Source organism: Pontibacterium sp. (assembly GCF_964228735.1).
Taxonomy (GTDB): Bacteria; Pseudomonadota; Gammaproteobacteria; order Pseudomonadales; family Balneatricaceae; genus Pontibacterium.
This window is the reverse complement of record NZ_CAXRBQ010000125.1, coordinates 1-18,021: the sequence shown is the minus strand read 5'-3', so window position 1 is coordinate 18,021 and position 18,021 is coordinate 1. Positions and strand designations below refer to the sequence as shown.

At 56.0% G+C, this 18,021-nt stretch carries 15 protein-coding genes and 1 pseudogene; 7 read left to right on the top strand and 9 right to left on the bottom strand.

The window, feature by feature from the left end; translation table 11 throughout:
- Positions 1-31: 31 nt before the first annotated feature.
- Together ACEQ15_RS14560 and ACEQ15_RS14555 are read right to left on the bottom strand one after the other, a co-directional pair.
- Entirely contained in the window at positions 32-793 is a 762-nt protein-coding gene (locus tag ACEQ15_RS14560; RefSeq protein ID WP_370279939.1) for a sulfite exporter TauE/SafE family protein, read from the bottom strand.
- 202 nt (positions 794-995) lie between these two features.
- Complete coding sequence (locus ACEQ15_RS14555) at positions 996-2,060, bottom strand: porin (protein WP_370279938.1); 1,065 nt, start codon at positions 2,058-2,060, stop codon at positions 996-998.
- A gap of 452 nt (positions 2,061-2,512) precedes the next feature.
- On the opposite strand from ACEQ15_RS14555, the gene ercA reads away from it, so the two are divergent.
- From ercA to ACEQ15_RS14535, 4 genes are all read left to right on the top strand, one after another.
- Positions 2,513-3,673 (top strand): alcohol dehydrogenase-like regulatory protein ErcA, encoded by a 1,161-nt coding sequence (gene ercA / locus ACEQ15_RS14550; protein ID WP_370279937.1) that lies wholly within the window; start codon positions 2,513-2,515, stop codon positions 3,671-3,673.
- A complete protein-coding gene (locus ACEQ15_RS14545; RefSeq protein ID WP_370279936.1) occupies positions 3,657-5,384 on the top strand; it encodes a NahK/ErcS family hybrid sensor histidine kinase/response regulator in 1,728 nt (575 codons plus the stop codon). The genes ercA and ACEQ15_RS14545 overlap by 17 nt, the downstream gene beginning before the upstream one ends.
- 111 nt (positions 5,385-5,495) lie before the next feature.
- Positions 5,496-6,659, top strand: a complete 1,164-nt coding sequence (gene nosP / locus ACEQ15_RS14540; protein ID WP_370279934.1) for a nitric oxide-sensing protein NosP — start codon at positions 5,496-5,498, stop codon at positions 6,657-6,659.
- A complete protein-coding gene (locus ACEQ15_RS14535) occupies positions 6,646-9,252 on the top strand; it encodes a NahK/ErcS family hybrid sensor histidine kinase/response regulator (protein ID WP_370279933.1) in 2,607 nt (868 codons plus the stop codon). The genes nosP and ACEQ15_RS14535 overlap by 14 nt, the downstream gene beginning before the upstream one ends.
- Here the strand turns inward: ACEQ15_RS14535 and ACEQ15_RS14530 are convergent, their stop codons facing one another.
- Entirely contained in the window at positions 9,253-10,962 is a 1,710-nt protein-coding gene (locus tag ACEQ15_RS14530; RefSeq protein WP_370279932.1) for a sensor histidine kinase, read from the bottom strand.
- Positions 10,963-11,121: 159 nt separating this feature from the next.
- On the opposite strand from ACEQ15_RS14530, the gene ACEQ15_RS14525 reads away from it, so the two are divergent.
- Positions 11,122-11,541, top strand: coding sequence for a BLUF domain-containing protein (locus tag ACEQ15_RS14525; protein ID WP_370279931.1), 420 nt, complete (start codon positions 11,122-11,124; stop codon positions 11,539-11,541).
- On the opposite strand, the gene ACEQ15_RS14520 is transcribed toward ACEQ15_RS14525, so the two are convergent.
- A complete protein-coding gene (locus ACEQ15_RS14520; protein ID WP_370279929.1) occupies positions 11,538-12,260 on the bottom strand; it encodes an SDR family oxidoreductase in 723 nt (240 codons plus the stop codon). The two genes, ACEQ15_RS14525 and ACEQ15_RS14520, sit on opposite strands and share 4 nt — an antisense overlap.
- A gap of 110 nt (positions 12,261-12,370) precedes the next feature.
- Between ACEQ15_RS14520 and ACEQ15_RS14515 the strand changes: the two genes are divergently transcribed.
- The gene (locus tag ACEQ15_RS14515; RefSeq protein WP_370279928.1) at positions 12,371-13,267 is read left to right on the top strand and encodes a LysR family transcriptional regulator; all 897 of its coding nucleotides are present in this window, start codon (positions 12,371-12,373) and stop codon (positions 13,265-13,267) included.
- On the opposite strand, the gene ACEQ15_RS14510 is transcribed toward ACEQ15_RS14515, so the two are convergent.
- Together ACEQ15_RS14510 and ACEQ15_RS14505 are read right to left on the bottom strand one after the other, a co-directional pair.
- Entirely contained in the window at positions 13,260-14,129 is an 870-nt protein-coding gene (locus ACEQ15_RS14510) for a LysR substrate-binding domain-containing protein (RefSeq protein ID WP_370279927.1), read from the bottom strand. The genes ACEQ15_RS14515 and ACEQ15_RS14510 overlap by 8 nt on opposite strands.
- A gap of 121 nt (positions 14,130-14,250) precedes the next feature.
- The gene (locus tag ACEQ15_RS14505) at positions 14,251-14,835 is read right to left on the bottom strand and encodes a peroxidase-related enzyme (RefSeq protein WP_370279926.1); all 585 of its coding nucleotides are present in this window, start codon (positions 14,833-14,835) and stop codon (positions 14,251-14,253) included.
- A gap of 113 nt (positions 14,836-14,948) precedes the next feature.
- Here ACEQ15_RS14505 and ACEQ15_RS14500 point away from each other — a divergent pair, with 113 nt between their 5' ends.
- Complete coding sequence (locus tag ACEQ15_RS14500; protein ID WP_370279925.1) at positions 14,949-15,935, top strand: GlxA family transcriptional regulator; 987 nt, start codon at positions 14,949-14,951, stop codon at positions 15,933-15,935.
- 48 nt (positions 15,936-15,983) lie between these two features.
- Here ACEQ15_RS14500 and ACEQ15_RS14495 read toward each other — a convergent pair whose 3' ends face one another.
- From ACEQ15_RS14495 to ACEQ15_RS14485, 3 genes and pseudogenes are all read right to left on the bottom strand, one after another.
- The gene (locus ACEQ15_RS14495; RefSeq protein WP_370279955.1) at positions 15,984-16,712 is read right to left on the bottom strand and encodes an amino acid ABC transporter ATP-binding protein; all 729 of its coding nucleotides are present in this window, start codon (positions 16,710-16,712) and stop codon (positions 15,984-15,986) included.
- A gap of 50 nt (positions 16,713-16,762) precedes the next feature.
- On the bottom strand, positions 16,763-17,863 hold the full coding sequence (locus tag ACEQ15_RS14490; protein WP_370279924.1) for an amino acid ABC transporter permease: 1,101 nt from the start codon (positions 17,861-17,863) through the stop codon (positions 16,763-16,765).
- Positions 17,864-17,873: 10 nt separating this feature from the next.
- Positions 17,874-18,021: pseudogene (locus ACEQ15_RS14485) on the bottom strand (amino acid ABC transporter permease); the annotation flags it as partial.

Below are 18,021 nucleotides of genomic sequence, written 5' to 3'. Positions count from 1 at the left end.
AACAGCCTACCGATGAATTTTGCGCCCCAGACTAGCCCAGCAGTTGATACCCCGAACGCGCCAAGCCAATTACTGATACTGAGATCAACAACACCAGCGCCAAGTTACGGAAACTGCGGTTTCCAGCACGTCTAAATAAAAAGCTGCCAAGGCTCAAACCGATCACCATCGGGATCAGGAAAATCAGCCCCAGGCTGACCACTTCGCCGGTGAGCAGCGACTGGTGTCCGGTCCAGATCAGGGCATAGATATCGGTGAAGGCAAAAAACGCCACCAGGGTAGCTCGGGTAGCGATGGGGGACATCTGGGTGTAAAGCATCATCAGTACCACCGGTAATCCACCAATGGCGGCAGCGCCGTTCGCCAGTCCGGAGGCAAACCCGGTTGCTAGCGGCAGGCGGCGTGCCTCTTTTTTCTGTTCAAAGCCCATCAACAGCAGGATTGCGCAGATCAGAACCATGGTGCAGATCAGTAGGCGGGTTTGAGCTTCCGGTAGGTGGGCCAGCAGCCAGACCCCGATGGGCGTACAGATCAGGGTGCCAACTAGCAGTTGTCCCAGCAGCTTGCGATCGATCTGACGCAATACACCGGGTAGCAAGTGAACACTGGCAGCGATCTCCAGCATAAAAATTGCCGGCACGACTATCTTGGGTGGCATAAACAAAGCCAGGCTGGTCACGGTCAACGAGGAGAAACCAAAGCCGCTGTAGCCACGCAGAACTGCTGCACCAAAGATGATGCTGATTGCCGTGACCAGTTGCCACATTGGCAGATCCAGCTGCATTTCAAACATAAGCTCGCTCCTGCGCAGATAAAAGTAAACACCTGAGGCTAGGAGGAAGTGGGCAGACCGGTTAGCACCAGCGTGGAGGCAGTGGTTAGACCAGGTTGGAAATAAGGTAGAGAGGCAAACATAGAAAAGCCGCAGCGGCTGTGAAGGGGGTACAGCTGCTGCGGTAAAGTTCCCTTTTGGGGAAAAGCCAACTAAAGCGGTGTTACCAGCTCAGGGATGCACCCACCGCGATCTGATCGGTTTCATCACCGGCGGAATCAACCATGTCGTACTCGACGATCAGCTTCAGGTTGCTGTTTACGTCGTAGAAGTACGCTACGGAATCCATCTCTTTTTCGCTGCCGTTCAGGTCGGTCTGACCGTGGGATAGAACAAAGCGGTGGCCATCTACCGAGTAAGAGCCCTGTACCAGGTAACCGTCGCTCTCTGTTTCAGCGGTCAGGGTGTTACCGGCGAATGTGGTGTCGATACCTTCCTGATCATAACCGGATGCGGTCAGTTGGAATCCGCCAAACGCGACACGTGCACCGTACGCCAGGCCGGAGGCATCTATATCACTGGCGTCATTTTCACCTGCTGCACCACCAACCCAAGCATTAAATTTACCGCCTTCGAAGTCGGTTGCGTAGGTGACTTCTGCTTCTACACGTGCGCTGTTGTTGGTGTTGGAATCTGCACTTTCACCGCTGGATGGATCCAGGATACCGGCTGCAATCTGGAAACCGTTCATCGGCTTGGTGCGGTAGGTGATTTGGGCACGTGGCTGTGCGTATGGGTAACCCACAGAGATGTTACCCAGGGTTACGATGCCGCTATCCAGGGATGGCAGGCCGGTACCCAGCAGCAGTTCGTCGCTGAAGATGTTGCTGCGGGCATACAGACCGAAGTCCTTACCAAACAGTACCTGACCGAAGTCACCATCTACGGTGGCGTAGAACTGACGTACATCGATACCGCTGTTGGTTGGCGTGGTGTGGCCATCGTTGATGGACACCCAGAAAGAGGAGCGGCCGCCAACGGTCAGGTCACCAGCCTGTTTGCTTACGTTGAAGCCGATGTAGTTCGGCAGGAAGCCCATACGTACACGCTGCTGTTTTTCACCGGTTGCTTCATTGTCAGTCGCCGTGAAAAACGCGTTGAAGTGGCCGTCCGCAGAGAAAGAAGTGCCATCCTGATCGTAAAGGGTAATGCCAGCCTGGGCCTGGGTTGCCATCGCAACGGACAGCGCTACCGGGCAGAGCTTCAGCATCAGTTTTTTATTGTTCATGTGTTCCCCCGTTCGAGTGTGGTTTTGTCTTTTTGATTTCGATAGACCGATTATTCGGAAAGGGGAAACGGCAAGGTATCGCGCTTTTGTGCCTGTTTAGCAGCACTTTGGCAGACGTTCGTGTGATTAGTGTTCTTGAATGTGTGTACGGTATTGTGGCGTACAACCTCGGGTGTGCGACGGTGCAGGTGAGTCAGGTTGACCGGAAAGTAGAACAAAATGCTGCAGGTGAACAACGGCTTGCTACATGCAAGTTTGCTAATTTGTTGTAATTTAGAAGTATTCGCATTGGTCGAACGCTGTATTATCCTTGGGGTACAGGGAACTGCCCCAGCACAACAATAAGCACAATAAACGATGCGTAAAGGTCTGTTGGAACAGGCCACTACAATAAAAAAGGAAACCGGCATGCTAAGGAAAAGGCGCTGATTCCGGTTCAGAGTTGAACACAGATGAGTGACATATCCAGTCTCCGCAAGTTTGTATCGCCCGAGATTATCTTTGGCGAGGGTGCGCGCAAAACGGTCGCGAACTACGCTCGCACCTTTGGTGCCCGGCGTGTACTGGTCGTATCTGATCCGGGGGTTGCTCGCGCAGGGTGGGTGCGCGACGTTGAGCAATCACTGGAGGAGCAGGGTATCGACTATGTGACCTTCACCGATGTATCACCCAACCCGCGTGCGGAAGAGGTGATGAAAGGTGCGCACTTTTACCGTGAACATGACTGCAACGTGATCGTTGCCGTGGGTGGCGGCAGTCCGATGGATACCGCCAAGGGGATCGGCATCATCTCGGCCAACGGTGGCGAGATCCTGAGTTACGAAGGGGTGGATACGATCCATGCACCGATTCCCCCGCTGATCTTTATTCCAACCACGGCCGGTACCTCGGCCGATGTGTCCCAGTTTGCGATCATCTCCGATCAGCAGGAGAAGGTGAAAATCTCCATTGTCTCCAAGGCGGTGGTGCCGGATGTGGCGTTGATCGATCCGGAAACCACCATGACCATGGATCCGTTCCTCACTGCCTGTACCGGTGTGGATGCGATGGTGCATGCGATTGAGGCGTTTGTCTCCACCGGTGCCGGTCCACTGACTGATATGCATGCGCTGGATGCGATCCGCCTGATCAGTACCAACCTGCGACCACTGGTCGCCGATCCGGGCAACCTGGCACTGCGTGAGCAGGTGATGCTGGGGTCGATGAAAGCGGGCTTGGCATTCTCCAATGCTATTCTGGGAGCCGTACATGCCATGTCCCACAGTCTGGGCGGCTGGCTCGACCTGCCACACGGCCTGTGTAACGCGATGTTGTTGGAGCACGTTATCGCCTACAACTACCCCAACGCCGCTGACCGCTTTAAAGTGATTGCCGAAACCATGGGATTGGATACCCGTGGGCTGAGCCAGACTGAGATCAAGGCGCGCCTGATGAGCGCGGTGATCGAGTTGAAACGGGATGTGGGCCTGAGTCAGAAACTGGCGGAAAACGGCGTGAGCGTGAGCGACATCCCTGTGTTGTCCGAGAAAGCGATCAAAGATCCATGCATACTGACCAACCCGCGCAAGTCCTGCCAGCGCGATGTTGAGGTGGTCTATGAAGAAGCGCTCTGATCAGGCCACCGTTGATGACCTGATCGGCTTAGGTAACCAATCCGCCCGTAAGAGTTATTACGCGGAACTGGTTACCAAAATTGAAGAGCTCGAAGCGGAACGCAACCGCTATATGTGGCTGTTCGAGAATGCCCTGCATGGAATCTTCCAGGCAGATCTGTCGGGTGGCCTGCGTGCGGCGAATCCGGCCATCGCCAAGATCTGCGGCTACGACTCGGCGGACGAGATCCTGGCCCACATCACCCGCATCGACCAGCAGTTGTTTCTGTCACCGCAGGACTTTTCCTTTGTCACCGGCTGTCTGCATTCCTCCGGGCATGTGTTTGGTTACGAAACCCGTATGCAACGTAAAGACGGCTCGGCGGTGGATGTGTCGCTCAACGTACTGCTGAAGCAGGAGGGTGAGCAACAGGTGATTGAGGCGTTCGTACAGGACATCACCGAACGGAAAAAAGCGCAGGACAACCTGAAGAAACTGAACGAAGAACTGGAAGCGCGGGTGGAAGAGCGCACCCGTGAACTGGTGAGTCTGAACGACAAACTCTGGCGTGAGATCGCCGAACGTGAGCAGGCCCAGAAAGAACTCAAGGTCGCAAAAGAAGTGGCCGAACAGGCCAATATCAGCAAGGACAAATACCTCGCCGCGGCCAGCCATGACCTGCTGCAGCCGATGAATGCTGCCCGCCTGTTGGTATCTACATTGCGAGAGCGCGAGCTGGCAGGCGAAGAGGGCCATCTGGTCGAGCGGGTCCACCTGGCGCTGGATAACGCCGAAGAGCTGCTGGCTGACCTGCTGGATATCTCCAAACTGGACCAGAACGCGGTGAAACCCGATCCGGCGGAGTACAGTATCAGGGCATTGCTGGATCCACTGATTTCTGAGTTTCAGACCGTGGCACAGGATGCCGATCTGGAACTACGCTGTGTACCGTCCAGCCTGAATGTAACCACCGACTCCCGTCTGCTGATACGCATTCTGCGTAACTTCCTCTCCAATGCGATCCGTTACACCAATGAAGGCCGGGTGCTGGTGGGCTGCCGTCGCGGGGCTGACACTGTGCATATCCAGGTGTGGGACACCGGCTTGGGTATTCCGGAAGACCGTATCCAGGATGTATTCAAGGAGTTTCAGCAACTGGAGCGCAAGAAACGCAAGCGCACCGGTGTGGGGTTGGGACTGGCAATTGTGGAACGTATTGCCCGCGTGCTGGACCACCCGATCCATGTCACCTCCCAAGTGGGTGTTGGATCTATGTTTTCCATTGAAGTGCCGCTGGCGCAATCAAACGAAGCCGAACCACGTGTGATGCCGCAGTACACCATCCCAACCGACCAGATCGACCAGTCCCGTGTGCTGGTGATCGACAATGAAGAGAACATCCTGGTCAGCATGGCCGCATTGCTGGGGCAGTGGGGCTGTGAAGTGGAAACCGCAGCGGATGAACATGAGGCGCTGGAGCTGATCGAAAGGCTGCGCTGGGTACCTGACGTTATCGTTGCCGATTACCACCTGGACGAAGATCAGACCGGCACCGATGCCGTCCTGAGCATTCGGGAAACCCTTGGCCTGGATATCCCGGCGATGGTGATCACCGCTGATCGCAGCGATGAATGCCGCCAGCTGTTCCGTGACCATGGACTGCCGGTGCTGAACAAACCGGTGAAACCCGGCAAATTGCGCTCGTTGTTGACCCATCTGCTGCAAAGTTAGGTCACCAGGCCAGCTGTCGCACATCATGGGATTGGGGTCGTAAGTAGTATTCAGCTCTCCAAAACAGCGCCCTAGAATGGAAACATACAGGCAATATCCGGGTGGTCTCTGGTGGAATTTTCTGAATCTGTCCTCTGTGTAGCATCGTTCAGCCGCTCGCCCGAGCAGGCAGCGGCTGAACTGCGTCAGCAACTAACCGGCGATGCGTTGGATCTGGTGTTGTTCTTCTGCTCGGCGGAATATGACCTGACCCGGCTGGCCAGCGCACTCAATCAGCAGTTTGAAGATATTCCGCTGGTGGGTTGTACCACCGCCGGCGAGATTACCCCGCAGGGTTACGGTCAGGGGTGTATCACCGCCATCGGTTTCCGCCGTGGTCGTTTTGCCGTAGCTGCCGTAGGCGTGAACGAGCTACACAGCTTTAGCCTGACCGATGCGCAATCAATGGTGGATCGGTTGATCAGCGACTGCCGGGCGAAGGAGATCGCGCCAATCAAGGGTAACAGCTTTGCGCTGACCCTGTTCGATGGCCTCTCTATCCAGGAAGAGATGGTACTGGCGTCCCTTAATGCCGCCCTTGGCAGTATCCCGACCTTTGGTGGATCCGCCGGGGACGATGTTCACCTCACCAACACCCACGTATTTTTTGATGGCCAGTTCCATTCCGATTCGGCTGTGGTATTGCTGTTTAACACCGCCTGCCGCTTTGAGGTATTCAGCACCCACCATATGCGCAACTGCAGCGAAAAGCTGGTGGTCACTGCAGCTGACCCGGATGCACGGCGCGTGCTGGAACTCAATGCCGAACCCGCAGCGGTGGAGTACGCCCGCGCGGTGGGGGTGGAGCTGTCCGAGCTGAACCATGAAGTCTTTGCCCTGAATCCAATCGCGGTGAAGCTGGGGGACGAGTATTTCGTGCGCTCCATACAGCAGGTGAACGACGACCTAAGCCTGACTTTTTATTGTGCGGTTGAGAATGGCATCGTACTGACAGTGATGGAACCTGGCCCGATCATTCCGAATCTGCAGCAGCAGCTGGCGGACATTCGCGAAGAGGTGGGCGAACCGCAGTTGGTGATCGGCTGTGACTGTTTCCTGCGTCGGCTGGAGATTGAGCTGTTGGGGATCTGTGATGAAGTGTCCGACATTCTGCGCGACAACCGTGTGATCGGTTTCAATACCTACGGTGAACAGACCGCCGGTATGCATATCAACCAGACATTTACCGGGGTGGCCATTGGTCCATGTCCGGAAGGCGGCCATGCGGATGAATGAAGCTGAGATGCGCCAGCGCCTGGCTGAGCTGGAGCAGGAGAACGCCAAGCTTAAGCGAATCAATGAGGTGCTGATTGAGCGGGTGGAGTCCGGCAGCTCCCAGGTTGCCAATCCGTACGCGGCCTTTGAACACTCGGTGGTGTTGGCCGAGCAGGTGCGTGAACGGACCGAATTGCTCAATGCAGCCTTAGCCGACCTGAAAGCCTCCAACCGTAAGTTACACGAAGCCAACGAGCAGGCGGCGACCTCCCATCAGCGCCTTATCGATGCGATCAACAGCATCTCCGATGCCTTTGTATTGTTTGATGCCGAGCGCCGGGTGGTGCTCTACAACAACAAATTCCGCACCATCTGGCACGACGTGGATGTCGAGATCCAGGCCGGGATCACCATTCAGGACATCTGGAACCTGGGACACGAGTCGGGCTTGATCGCTGAAGCCCACGATGATGGCGAAAGTGGCAACAAGATCTTCCGCCTCTGCAACGGCAAGTGGTTCCAGATGAGTCAGCGCCCAACCCAGGACGATGGCCTGGTGGTGCTGTACACCGACATTACTGGACTGAAAGCGCGGGAAACCGCGATTCGTGAGCGGGCACTGGAGCAGAAAAGTAAGTTGCTGCAGGCCACCGTGGATAACCTCTCACAGGGCGTGGCATTGGTGGACCATGAGGGGCGTCTGGAGGTGTGGAACGACCGCTTCCTGGAGCTGACTGGCGTAGATCCCGACGCAGCGTCAGAGCACTCTCCCTGGGCTTCGCTGACCGTTTCCCACAAGCATATTCTGCAGCATGCCTTGTCGGCCGCGCAGCAGGGTGAAGTGGTGGCATCGGATCAGCGCGAGCACAACGGGCGGGTGATCGAGGTTCGCACCCATCCGATGCCCACCGGCGGTTTTGTAAACACCTACACCGATATCACCGAGCGTCACCAGTACGCGGAAACCCTGCGCGAGAGTGAGCAGTGGATTCGCCTGATCACCGATAACGTGCCCGCGCTGATCTGTTATGTAGGACAGGATGAGCGTTATCAATTCACCAACAAGGTGTATGACGAGTGGTACGGCTGGCCGCGTGGCGCCCTCAACGGCGAACCGATCACCAAAGTCCACGATGCCGCCCAGATGACGATCCTCAAGCCCTATTTTGACCGGGCGATGGCGGGCGAGTGTGTCACCTTTGAGATGAGTGAACCCAACCTGGCCGGTGAAGAGCGCATCCTGCTGAAATCTTATGTGCCCAACCTGGATGCTGACGGTCAGGCGTTGGGCTGCTTTGTCATGATCCGTGATATCACCGAGCGTATCCGCACCGGTGAAGAGTTGAAGCAGGCCTACCAGATGATGGAGCAGCGCGTGATCGAGCGTACCTCCGAGCTGACCCATGTAAACCAGCAACTGCGCCTGGAGATCAACGAGCGCTCTCTGATCGAGTCCCGCCTGCGTGAAGCCAGTCAGGAAGCGGAGCGCGCCAATATCTCCAAAACCAAATTCCTCGCCGCGGTCAGCCATGACCTGCTGCAGCCGCTGAATGCGGCACGTCTGTTTACCAGTGCGCTGATCGAGCAGCCGATGGAAACCAAGACCAACTCGTTGGTGCAGTCAGTCTCCAACTCGCTGGAGGATGTGGAATCGCTGCTCAGCACCCTGGTGGATATCTCCAAACTGGATGCAGGGGCGGTGGTGCCGGATGTAATCTCCTTTAACGTCAGCGACCTGTTGCAGAACATCGCCAACGAGTACCGCCAGGTGGCCCAGAGTGAAGGGCTGGAGTTGCGGTTTGTGCCCTGTGACGTGACCATCAACTCTGATTCCCAGCTGCTGGCGCGTATCCTGCGTAACTTCCTCTCCAACGCGATCCGCTACACGGAATCCGGCACTATCCTGCTGGGCTGTCGCCGTCGCGAGCACGGGTTGCTGATCCAGGTGTGGGATACCGGTGCGGGTATCCCAGCGGCGAAAAAGCAGGAGATCTTCCAGGAATTTAAGCGCCTGGAGAACAAACACAGCGGTCAGGACAAGGGCTTAGGCCTGGGCCTGGCCATTGTGGATAAGATCTCGCGGGTACTGGCCCACCCAATTTATGTGGAATCCGAGCAGGGTGTGGGGTCGGTCTTCTCCGTGGAAGTTCCATACGGTACCAAGGCACCAAGCCAGGGTGAGATGCACGGTCCAAATATTCCACAACGATTGGACCGTCTGCAGCGTACCCGGATCTGGGTGATCGATAACGACCTGACCATCTGCCAGGGTATGGATACCCTGCTGAGTGGTTGGGGCTGTGAAGTGGTCACAGCCCTGTCGGTGGATGACCTGACCGCCAAACTTGATCCGGCCAATACACCGGTCGATCTGCTGATTGTGGATTATCACCTCGACAACGGCGAAAACGGCGTGGACGCTGCCGAGGAGATTCGCAGTATGCTGACCGACGATGTACCCGTGCTGATGATCACCGCCAACTACTGCAAAGAGCTGAAGGCGGAGATCCGGGAGCTGGGCTACATGCTGATGAACAAACCGGTCAAACCCCTCAAGCTCAAGACTACCCTGAGCCACATGCTGGAATGCCAGCTGGAGGCGGGGGCCTTCTGATCAGGCCTCCGCTTCGGCCACCTCCATTACAGGCAGCTTGATGGTGAATTGGGTATAGGTATCCGGCTGGCTATCTACTTCGATACTGCCCTTCATCTTCTGGATCAGGTTGTAGCTGACCGACAAACCGAGCCCGGTACCTTTGCCAATCTCCTTGGTCGTGAAGAACGGTTCAAAGATCTTGTTACGCACGTTTTCGGGGATACCTGGCCCGTTGTCCCGGATGATCAGCTCGATTCCGTCATCGCTCTGGCTGGCGCTGATCTGGATGATTTTTTCGTTGGCTGTCCGGTCCAGTTCTTCGAGGGCATGGCTGGCGTTAACCACCAGATTGACCAGCACCTGCTGCAGGAAACCGCGGTGGGCGACGATTGGTGTCTCCAGATCAATCTTCGTATTCACCGTGACATTGCCCACCAACTGATACTTCAGCATGCGCAGGGATTCCTGCACCAGTGCCTCCAGATCAACCTCTGTGGTCTCCAGCGACTGTTTATGGCAGAACGACTGCAAGTCACTGACGATATCGCGCACCCGCAGCAGGCCCTGGCGGGATTCGTTCACCACCTCCCAAATATCTTCAAGGATGAAGTCCAGGTCCTTGCTGCGCTGGAAGTTCTCGATATCGTTGCGCAGCGCCTTGGCTTCCGGTTTCTCTGCATCGTTCAACACCTGCACGAACTGGTCGTGCAGTTCCAGCATCTTGATCATGGTGGCCACGTACTCATCCATCGATTTGAAGTTGGAGAGTACAAAGGACATCGGGTTGTTGATCTCGTGGGCAATGCCCGCGGCGAGCTGGCCTACCGAGGCCATCTTCTCCGACTGCACCAGCTGGTCCTGGGTTGTCTGCAACTCCAGCAGGGTCGACTTGAGGCGCTGGTACTGGGTCTTAAGGCGGCTTTCAGCCGTGCGCCGTTCCAGCAGGTTGCGCAGCTGGCTGGAGGCGTCTTTCATAATGTCGATCTGACGCACCGACACTGCATCCATGGAGTGATTCTGGATAAAGCAGAGCACTACCGCCAACACCTTGCCGTAGACAACAATCGGGAAACTTACGTAACCGCTGCTGTCGATGCCCAGTTCATCCAGTATGGCGATGGAGTCGTCCTGGGTGACCAGCTCCAGCTGCGGTGTGCTGAGCCTAAAACTGCTTTCCACGATACGCCCCAACGGGCCGGATGTGAGGGAGTTCAGGTGTGGTGCCGACAGGGCTGTGCCACATACCTGCTCGGCGGTGAACCCCTCCTGGCGCTGGCGAAAGACAAAACTGTGGCTGGCAAAACAGAAGCCACTCAGGGCGGTGGCGAACTGGGCGATCAGATCGGAGAACGAGCTGCGTGCCTGGGAAAACTGCGTGACCGAGAGCAGCAGGCCGGTCCGATTCTCACTCTGGTACAGGCGCTGGCTCAGTGCGGCGTAGGTTTTCTGGTAACGATGCAGGCGGGCAACCAGCAACTCGTGTGCTGTATCCAGCGAATAGACCGCATCAACCCCCTGATCTTCCAGCCACTGCAACTCATAACGTCGCTGCTTGTCGTCGGTCAGCACCATAATGCGGGTGGCGTGGTTGGCCAGCCCCTGGCGCAGGTAACGGCTGACCTGACGCACCTCTTCATTAGCTTCATCCGTGGTAAACAGCAGGACAACCGCGGCATCGTTGGAGCGGATGAATTTCTTGAATGCGGAGAAACGAGAGAATTCGTTCACCACAAACGTCTCCTTTAATCGGTATATCTTTTCGCTGTCAGAATGGGGGGCGTAGACCACCAGTGTATTTTCAACGTCCTGCTGCACGGGAACCTCCGAATTTTGTTCTATACTCCATAGAATTGAGTTTAGTGTACAAATCGGACTTGTGAGACATTTATGACACAGAAAATCAGATTACTTTACTTCAGCCGGGCGACGCGGGATATGACGCTGTCTGATATGAAAGACATTCTGACCGCAGCCCGAACCAACAACACCGAACTGGGGATCTGTGGCATGCTCTGCTACAGCAACCGTTATTTCCTGCAGGCGCTGGAAGGGGACCGGAAAGAGGTGTGTGAACTGTATCTGCACATCGCAGACGATCCGCGCCACGATGAGCTGGAGATGATTAGCTTCGAATACATCGATAAACCGATCTTTACCGACTGGAAGATGGGATACGCCAGCAGCTCACCGCTGTTTGATAAGTTGCTGGCGCATATGGAACTGACCGAGTTCCTGCCGGAGAAGATCAAACCCCGCCATGCACTGGCGTTGCTGCACAACCTCTCCGCTCATCAGGACGAGATTTAAGGCTGCTGACGGGTTGCTGCCAGGACAATCTCGCGGATGCAGAGGTTTTGGGGTTGCTGGTATGCAAACAGGGTCGCGCGGGCAATGTCGTCGGCGACGATGGCGCCGCCCATGCTCTCTTTCCAATCCTCGTAACCTGACTTGATCTCGTCCGAGGTGGTGTGGGACAGCAGTTCTGTCTCCACTGCGCCGGGGGCGATGGTGATCACCCGTACGTTTTCATCCGCCACCTCTTCACGCAGGTTCTCGCTCATCGCGTGTACCGCAAATTTGGTACCGCAGTAGGCTGCATGGTTCGGGAAAGTCTTACGTCCGGCAATGGAGCTGACGTTGATGATGGTGCCACCACGACGGGCTTTCATCGCAGGCAAAACCGCCTGTATACCGTTCAGCAGACCCATCACGTTCACATCAAACATTTGCTGCCATTCGCCAACCTCCTGCTGATCCAGCTGGCCCAGCAGCATCACACCGGCGTTGTTGATCAGGCAGTCTGCTTCGCCGTATTGCGCTTCCGCATCACGGATTGCGGCGGCCAACGCGGCACGGTCGGTGATATCCACCTGCTTGTACAAGGTATCCGGTAGCTCCAGCGCTTCCAATCGATCGATACGACGGGCCAGCAGGAGGAGGGGGTGACCCGCGGCGCTGAATGCATTGGCCATGGCTGCGCCGATGCCGGAGCTGGCGCCGGTGATAACAATCAGTGGTTTGTTCATGAGTTCTCTCCTGTTTTGATGGGTTGCTGAGTGATCAGCGATGTGGAGAGATTTTAGAGATTGGGGTATTTTGATAAATAAGCCTAATCTGAAATTACTGTTAGAAATTAATGAACAATATCCTTTGGAGTGGTATCCGCTCATTTCTGGCGGTGGCGGAACAGGGCAGCTTCACCGCTGCGGCTGAAGCGACCGGCTTATCCAAAGCCAGCTTGAGCCAGCAGGTCACCGCGCTGGAAAAAACGCTGGGGGTGCAGTTGCTTTACCGTACGACCCGCATCCTGCGTCTCACAGAAGTGGGGCAGGGCTATTACGAGCAGTGCAGATCCGCAGTTAACCAACTCGACAGCGCCCGCGAGTGGGCCACGCAATCCACCGAAGCATTAAGCGGCACCATTCATATGAACTCAGTGGGTGGCTTGATCGGTGAAGAGCTGATCGCGCCAATGCTGATCGCTTTCCAGCAGGCCTATCCCCAGATTGACGTGAAACTGGATTTCTCCAGCCAACGGGTGGATCTGATTGAAAGCCAGTACGACCTGGTGATGCGGATGGGAGAGCTGCCCGATTCCAGCTTGGTGGCGCGTCGCTTGCACACGATCACTACCCGCTATGTGGCAAGCCCTGAGTTTCTGGAAAAGCACGGCCCAATCACACATCCCCACGATCTGCGTGAGTTGCCGCTGATCTACGGCAGTGTGAGTGAATGGTCCTTTGTGAAACCGGATGAGCAGATCCGCATCCAGGCCGGGAAAGGTTTTCAGATCGCCAACGGGCGTGTGATGTTGCGGGCAGCCGAGCAGGGTGTGGGCATCGCCCGTCTTGCGGATCTGTACACCAATCGCGGGCTTCGCGACGGCAGTCTGGTGGAGGTGCTGCCGGAGTGGCGGCAGACAACCCCGCTGTCATTGATCTGTCCGCCAGCCCGCTATCAGCTGAACCGGGTGCGGGCTTTGGCAGACTGGTTGATCGAACACTTCGAGGGTTACAGCAAGCCGTTCAGATAACCGCTTTGTTGGCGGGAATCTCCAGCGCTTTCGCCTGTGCCAACAGGGTTTCAATCGCCTTCAGCGGCAGGCTGTTACGGTGATAGATCAAGGTGGTGGAGATATCTGCCAGATGTGGGGAGATCGCTTCCGTTTCCAGCTCATCACAGTGGCGATTACCCAGAACAATCCAGCGTGGCATCAGGGTGTAACCCAGGCCCATCGCCACGCAGCCTAGAATGCCATCCAGCGTGCCCAGCTCCATCACATCATCGCTCTGGTACCCGGCTTCCTGCTGCCATTGCAGGGCGCGGGCACGGTAGGCACAACCTTCGCGGAACAGGATCAACGGCAGGTTGGGCTGGTGCTGATGCATCGCCCGCACCAATACCAATTGGTCTTCAAACACATCGACTGCGGTGAGTTCCGGATGTCTGACCGGGCCACCTACAAAGGCGCAATCCAGCTTGTGCTCCAATACCTGTTCGACCAGGGCAGCGGAGGTATCGGTCTGCACAAACAGATCCACGCCCCGGTGGGTTTCACGCAGGGATTTCAGCAGTGGCGGCAAGCGCAGTGCGGCAAAGGACTCCATCGAACCGATACGCAGCTCACCACTCATCTCACCAACCTGGCGCACTGCTGCTCCGGCCTGGGATTCAAGCTGCAGCAGTTGGCGGGTGTATTCCAGCAGGACTTTGCCAGAGGGTGCCAGCTCTAGGCCGCGCCCCTTACGGTAAAACAGTTCTGCCCCCAGCTCCTCTTCCAGGCGTTTGATCCGGGTGGTGACGTTGGATTGCACGGTGTTGAGTTTGCGGGACGCAGACAGGATGCCACCTTCCTCAACAACAGCCTGGAAGGTGCGTAGGGCGATAAACTCCATAATGTATTCCTGTTAAAGAATAATTGTATTGAGAGTTATCTTAAATCAAGAAGTTTTGGGTTGTCTTGCTGATCTTTCAGGCGGCGGATTTATCCACCGCCCTTGGTATGGAGAATCAGCTCTATTCGCGTGGTTCACGTGCCATGGTGTAAAACTCACGGTTGGCCTGCATGGAGGTGATGATCGCCATACGGTTGGAGAGGCCAAAGAAGGCGGTAATCCCGGCAATATCCCAGATGTCTTCGTCGTCAAAGCCGTGTGCGTAGAGCGATTCATAGTCATCCTGGCTGATCAGCTCCGGTGATTGTGACAACGTCATCGCAAAATCCAGCATCGCTTTCTGCGCCAGTGAGAGCGGAGAGTGCAGGTAATTCACTGCGATCTGGTCGGCAAGCAGTGGCTCTTTGGCAAAGATACGCAGCAGTGCGCCGTGGGCGATCACGCAGTACTGACAACCGTTGGCGGCGCTGGTTGCCACGATGATCATCTCTTTCTCGGCCGGTGTCAGCTTACTCTCTTCACGTTCCATGATGGCATCGTGGTAGGCAAAGAAGGCACGAAACTCTGCCGGGCGGTGTGCCAGGGTGAGGAACACATTGGGGATAAATCCGGCCTTTTTCTGCACCGCCAGAATACGTTGCTGGATATCCTCCGGCAGGCTGTTGAGTTCGGGTACCGGGTAACGACTGATATCGGATGGGGACATGATTTCACCTGTTCTTATTTTTGAATCTGATTACGTTGAATGTCATGCTAGCAACTCAAACCGTTCAGAATCAGTCATCTGGGCGCCATATAACGCGCAAAATCGGTCATGCTATGTATCACGTATTGGGTTTAGTCTTCGACAATTTTCAATCCTCCAGCATCGCTACCACCTTTGATGTGTTTGGTGTGGTGAATAGCATCTGGAAACAGAGAGGCGGAGAAGAACCTCTCTACCGTTGTCATCTGGTTGCTGCGGATAAGCAGGTAGTGACTGCATCCAACGGTACCCGGGTGCTGGTGGACTGTCAGTTGGATGAGGTACCGCAACCGGATCTGATTTTTGTGCCCGGCATTCATCATCAGGATGGGGCCGACCTGCTGAATCACCTGAGTGGCCTGAAGCGGGAAACCGAGTGGCTGCGTCAGCAGTACGCTAACCGTGAGCTGATCGCGGCAAACTGCAGCGGTGTATTTCTGCTGGCTGAAACCGGGCACCTGAAGGGGCAGGCTGCCACGACTGCCTGGTGGTTGGGCAGTTTGTTTCAGCGCCGTTATCCGGAGGTGGAGCTGCGAAAAGACACACTGCAGGTGGAGCACAAACAGGGTTATTGCACCGGGGCGATGACGGCCAACCTGGGCGTCATGCTGGAGATTGTGGAGCAGCAGGTGGGGCGCCAGTTGGCACAAACCTGCGCCAAAACGATGCTGGTGGATGCCAGCCAGAGTTTTGCTTCACCTTATGTGTTCCTGCAGGAGCAGACCGAACACCAGGATGCGGTGGTGCTGGCGGTAGAGAGCTGGATGCAGCGCCATATCAACCAGCCGCTGGATCTGGAGTCCCTGGCAGCATTGCACCACGTAAGTGAGCGTACGCTATCGCGCCGCTTTAAGAAAGCGCTGGGCATGGCGCCGTCGGAGTATCAACAGCGGTTGCGTATCGAGCACACTAAGTTGCTGCTGGAGACCACCAACCTGGGGATAGAGCAGATTGTCGAGCGGGTGGGGTACAGCAACGCCAGCTCGTTGCGCAGACTGTTCAAAAAATCCTTGGGGATGTCACCGCGAGCGTATCGCGCGGGATTGCTGGATCGCGCATGAAGCAGAAATAAAAATGGGCCCGAAGGCCCATTTTTGGTGTGCTGTTGATTAGTGGTTGAGGATCTGACTGAGGAACAGCTGAGTACGTTCGTGTTCCGGATTGTTAAAGAACGCGTTGGGTTCGTTCTCCTCAACAATCTGGCCACCGTCCATAAAGATCACACGGTCTGCCACCGTCTTGGCAAAACCCATTTCGTGGGTAACACACAGCATGGTCATCCCTTCATGGGCCAGCTCGATCATTACGTCCAGTACCTCTTTGATCATCTCGGGGTCGAGTGCAGAGGTGGGTTCGTCAAACAGCATCACGTCCGGGTTCATGCAGAGCGAGCGGGCGATCGCTACACGCTGCTGCTGACCACCGGACAGCTGACCCGGGTATTTCAGCGCCTGTTCAGGGATTTTTACGCGTTCCAGGTATTTCATTGCAGTGGCTTCCGCCTGCTTACGTGGCACCTTCTTCACCCAGATCGGGGCTAGCACGCAGTTTTCCAGCACCGTCAGGTGCGGGAACAGATTGAAGTGCTGGAACACCATACCCACGTCCTTACGGATCGCTTCGATCTTCTTCACGTCTTCAACCAGCGGGGTGCCGTTGACGATAATCTCACCCTGCTGGTGCTCTTCCAGGCGGTTGATGCAGCGGATCATGGTGGACTTGCCGGAACCGGACGGTCCACAGATAACGATACGTTCGCCGCGTTTTACCTGCAGGTTGATGTTTTTCAGGACATGAAACTCGCCGTACCATTTGTTGAGGTCACGGATCTCGACCATCAACGGGTCGTTTTGTTTTTGTGCTTCACTCATTCTAATACTCTCCAGAATCAGGCACGGTTACCGTGACCGGTATGCAAACGTTTCTCCAGGTGGATGCTGTAGCGGGACATACCGAAACAGAACACCCAGAACACCAGCGCCACAAAGACATACCCCTCGGTTGAGAAACCGATCCAGTTCGGGTCGTTGGCCGAGGCCTGCATGATCGCTAGCAGGTCGAACAGGCCGATAATCAGCACCAGACTGGTGTCCTTGAATAGGGCGATGAAGGTATTCACGATACCCGGAATCATCAGCTTCAGGGCTTGTGGCAGGATGATCATGTTCATCTTCTGCCAATAGCCGAGGCCGAGGGAATCCGCCGCCTCATACTGACCTTTCGGGATCGCCTGCAAACCACCACGCACCACTTCCGCCATGTAGGCTGACTGGAACATGGTGATACCGATCAGGGCGCGCAACAGCTTGTCGAAGTTCATATCTTCCGGGAAGAAGAGTGGCAACATAACCGATGCCATGAACAGCACGGTGATCAGCGGTACGCCACGCCAGATCTCGATGTAGACCACAGACAGGGAACGGACGATCGGCATCTCCGAGCGGCGTCCCAGTGCCAGCAACACACCAAACGGCAGTGCCGCCACAATACCTACAACCGCCAGCACCAGCGTCAGGCTGAGGCCACCCCACTTGTGGGTTTCAACGGTTTCCAGGCCAAAGTAACCTCCACTCAGCAGCACAAAGGCAATGAATGGGAAGATTAGCAGCGTGAATGCGGCTACCCAGCCCTTGAATGGGGTTTTTGGAATGATTAGCCAGGCGATCAGCGCAGCCATCATGAAGAAGGCCAGGTCCAGTCGCCAGGTTTCCGCCTCCGGATAGAATCCGTAGAGGAACTGGTTCAGTCGCTGACTGATAAATACCCAGCAGGCACCGTCACTGGTGCAGTCGTTACGCGTGGTGCCGATCCAGTCAGCACTCAGAAACGCCCAGTCCAGGACCGGCCACATAAAGATGATGGTGAAATAGGCCAGTACCACGGTGGCGATACTGTTGAACGGCCCGTTAAACAGATGCTTGCGCATCCAGCCCACTGCGCCAAGGGTTCCAGGTGGCGCGGGCAGTGTTGGTTGAGGATCATATTTCACAACCGGCCTCCTATCGTTCTATCAGCGCCATGCGCTTGTTGTACCAGTTCATGAATACCGACGTCAGAATACTGAGGGAGAGGTATACCGCCATCGTCATCATGATGACCTCTATCGCCTGGCCCGTTTGGTTCAGGGTCGTACCGGCGAAGACCGAC